The following is a 3933-nucleotide window of genomic DNA, read 5'->3' on the forward strand; positions in this document are numbered from 1 at the left end:
AATAAAAGCTTTGCCGTTGAGCCCCATCCGTTCCATTATGCTGTCTACGACCAGACTGACGCGGGCCATATACCCGGAATCTTCTACAAAAGAAATGATCAGGAACAGAATGAAGATTTGCGGGACAAAGACGAGGACGCCGCCTACGCCGCCTATAATGCCGTCGATGATTAGTGCATGTACGAAATCGGATGCCCCGGCCGTATCAAGAAACGAAGCTGCTCCCGAGCTGATCGGACCCGCAATGAGGCCGTCCAGCAAATCCGACAGCGGTGCGCCGACCCATTCGAAGGTTGTTTTAAACAGCACATACATAAACGCAAGGAATATCGGCAGTCCGAGATAACGATTCGTAAGGATGGAATCGAGCCGTTCCGTCAAGTTATGGGGTTTGAGGCCGGATGTGTCCAGAGCGTCAAGACAAAGCGAGCGGATATAATCGGTTCGAATAGAGCGAATCCATTGAGGAAGGGTAAGCGCCAACTTGCTGTTTTGAAGCTCATTCTGACAATTTTGACGAATAGCAAGCAGTTTGTCCGTATCCGCGCGGCCCTTGAGGATTTCCAGGATAACCGGATTTTTCTCCAAAAGCTGGAGGGCGACCCAACGAAGATTGGGAAGGCCGATTTCCTGGCTCAGCTCCCGCTCAATGGAGGAAATGGCTTGTTCGACGATTAATCCATAATCCAGTTTGAAGGTCACAGCCGGGATATCCGCGGAGTTTTCCAGCATGCTCAGCACCTGTGCGCAGCCTTTGCCCGTCCTCGCGACCAGCGGAAGCACGGTAACACCGAGCTTGGATTGCAGAACGTCCGGATGAACCTTAATGCCTCTGGCATTAGCTACGTCGATCATATTGAGTCCGATGACGGTCGGCCTGCCATATTCGAGCAGTTGGACGGTCAGCAGCAGATTACGTTCAAGCTGCGAAGCGTCGACGATGTTAACGAGCGCCTCCGGCGACTCTTCAAGCAGATACTGAGTTGCAACGCCTTCGTCACGCGACAGCGGGTGAAGGGAATAAATGCCGGGCAAGTCAATCAGTGTGCCTGCGCCGTTTTTCAGGTCGCCGACCTTTTTCTCCACCGTTACGCCTGCCCAGTTGCCAACATACTCATAAGAAGAAGTCAATGTATTAAAAAGGGATGTCTTTCCAGTATTCGGGTTTCCAAGTAGTGCGATTGAACTCATGACACGTTCACCACAATTTTCGAGGCTTCTTTCCGGCGGATGGCGAGCAATTGTCCGTTGCATTCCAACATAACCGGACCCATGAATGGACCTTTTCCTTTAAGACAGACGGTGCAGCCTTCTGAAACTCCCAAATCAGCCAGACGGCGGCGCAAGACAGGATCCATTCCTTCTATTCCTTGAATAGCGCCGGCGGAACCCGGTTGCAATTGCAGTAGGTGGCAAACTGAAGCAATCATCTTAATCCCTCCGGTAGAGACTGAGAATCAGTCTCAATTGTTTTTCTGTAATTTATCATTTTTTTTGGCTCAATTCAATGATCAAAATCACAAGAGTGATGAGATTCGACAAACCTGAAACCGATAATCCATAAACGGATGCTTATTTCTTTGCATATATTAATGCAGTTACTTATCAATAAACACTGTAAATTTCCAGCCTCATCCAACCGATATTTATATTGAGGATATCTATTTTTTGTGAGCGATAGAGTGATATTTAGACGCGAGGGGCCTACGAAAGCCTATGAAAATAGAAGAGAAAAAAACACTGTTTACAGCAGTCTTTGGCGCAGCACTGTTTCTGTTGGTTCAAAGCATGCACTTTGCGCTGAATGGCCATAACGAATGGGAAGCACTGTCTGCGTTGTATCTGATTAGCAGCTGGTGTACCAGCGCCTTCGGATTTGCGATTTTTGCCCAGGGATGGCTTCTTTTCTCCAATCAATTGTCGAGGGGCAGACTTTACTCTTCCGCTCTTTTTTTGGGAGTTTGCGTGTTCGATCTCCTGCATACGCTTGGTTTTATTGGAATTCCGTTCATCCAGAACGTGATAAGCGAAGACAGGGCCTTTTGGCTGCTATCCTTCTCAAGGCTTGCGAGCGCAGTCGGCATTTTTCTGATCTTTGGCAAGGAAGAATCTCCGGTGCTTGTGCCGGGAAAAAATAGCATCCTGCGGAAGTCCATCCTTCTGGTCGTGTTGTCGATGGTTCTATTCAGTGCGGGTTCTTATTTCCTTCCGGGAGTAATCAGTCCCGTGCAGGCGGATTTTGCCAGAAAACTGCTTGATTTTGTTGTGCTGCTGATTTACCTTCTAGACATCGCCGTTATCTTCTATACGAAACGTACGGAGAAGTCGTCCTCGGTGCTGATTATTATCAGGTCGCTCGTATTTCTCGCTTTGGGTCAATCGTTCTACTTGGACGCGGGGTCTGATAAGAATCTCGATTTACTGTTCGGAGCGGCAAGCTGCGCGGCAGCCTACTATTTGCTGCTTACCGGCGTGTACAGATTGACGCTCGAAGAGCCGTTCTATGAAAAGCAGGCGATTGAGGCGCAGATCAATTATCTCGTCTATCATGACGATTTGACCGGACTGCCGAACAGACGCCGGCTGCTCCAGCATGTCGATGAAGTAATTGAGTCCCACAGAACCTCCGTTATACGCGGCTTCTCGGCGCTAGCCGTCCTCAATATCAATCATTTCAAGGATATCAACGTTTCGTTGGGCCATCTAGCAGGAGACCGCCTGCTGCAATTGGTGGCATCCAGAATTAAGGATGGCATCAGGCATAACGAGGATTTATTCAGTATGGGCGGAGATGAATTCACCTATCTGATGACTGATATGGAGAGTCAGGATAGCTGCTTTCTCCGCTCCAAAGAACTGCTTAATCTGTTCGAACAGCCTATTGAGCTGGAGGCCGGAGAGTATCACATTTCGCTCAGCCTGGGCATCAGCATCTTTCCCGGTGACGGAGATACGGCGGAGCAGCTTATTCAGAACGCGGATACCGCTGTTCATGATGCCAAGGAGCATGGCGTGGATATTCGCAGGTACGTACCGTTAATACAAATGAAGGCCAAAGAAAGATTAAAGCTGGAGAACGATCTGCGCAGAGCGCTGGAGCGGGAGGAATTTTTCCTTCTGTATCAGCCGCAGGTTCAACTGGCTACCAAGGAGATTGTCGGCATGGAGGCGCTGCTTCGCTGGCAGCATCCGAAACGCGGCCTCGTGTCTCCGGTCGATTTCATTCCCATTGCCGAGGAGAGCGGGCTGATTGTTCCGATCGGGGAGTGGGTGCTGAGAACCGCCTGTTCTCAGAACAAGGAATGGCAGAAGGCGGGATACCGCCCGATCTGCGTCTCGGTCAATTTGTCCATGCGTCAGTTTCTCCAGCCGAACCTGGCCGGCAAGATCGGGGGATTCTTGAAGCGGATTGGCCTCGATCCGAGCTATGTGGATCTTGAAATTACGGAGAGCATGACAATGGACAAGGAAAAAGCCTTCGAGCAGCTGAAGCGGCTTAAAGAGCTTGGAGTATATATCAGTATCGACGATTTTGGAACCGGCTACAGCTCGCTGCATTATCTGAAAAATATGCCGATTGACCGCCTCAAAATCGACCGATCCTTCGTAGCGGAGGTTATGGAGGACAGCAATAATGCTGCTATTGTCTCGACAATTACTTCCATGGCGCATCATTTGAAGCTGAAGGTAACGGCGGAGGGAGTGGAGAACGAGGATCAACTGCAATTCTTGCGCCAGCAGCGCTGCCATGAGGGGCAGGGTTATTTCTTCAGCAAGCCTATCGGGGCTCAGGAGTTCGAAAGAATTTTCCTGAAACCTACTATTTTTGAAATGCCATCCTAATTGGAATTGCCTTATCGGGGCAGAAGTGTTAAAATGTTAGATGATCACGAAAGCGCGGGTGTAGTTCAATGGTAGAACTTCAGCCTTCCA

At 49.5% G+C, this 3933-nt stretch carries 3 protein-coding genes; 1 reads left to right on the plus strand and 2 read right to left on the minus strand.

Going from position 1 to position 3933, the window contains the following annotated elements:
- Together feoB and L691_RS0124825 are read right to left on the minus strand one after the other, a co-directional pair.
- Positions 1-1191 (minus strand): ferrous iron transport protein B (gene feoB, locus L691_RS0124820; protein ID WP_025692927.1); only part of this gene is annotated, 1191 nt, incomplete at its 3' end.
- Positions 1188-1430 carry a FeoA family protein gene (locus L691_RS0124825; RefSeq protein ID WP_025692928.1) on the minus strand — a complete coding sequence of 81 codons (243 nt, stop codon included), beginning with the start codon at positions 1428-1430 and terminating at the stop codon, positions 1188-1190. The genes feoB and L691_RS0124825, both read right to left, overlap by 4 nt.
- 286 nt (positions 1431-1716) lie before the next feature.
- Between L691_RS0124825 and L691_RS0124830 the strand changes: the two genes are divergently transcribed.
- A complete protein-coding gene (locus tag L691_RS0124830) occupies positions 1717-3843 on the plus strand; it encodes a putative bifunctional diguanylate cyclase/phosphodiesterase (protein WP_025692929.1) in 2127 nt (708 codons plus the stop codon).
- Positions 3844-3933 lie beyond the last annotated feature (90 nt).

Source organism: Paenibacillus zanthoxyli JH29 (genome assembly GCF_000520715.1).
In the GTDB taxonomy this organism is placed as follows: Bacteria; Bacillota; Bacilli; order Paenibacillales; family Paenibacillaceae; genus Paenibacillus_AQ; species Paenibacillus_AQ zanthoxyli.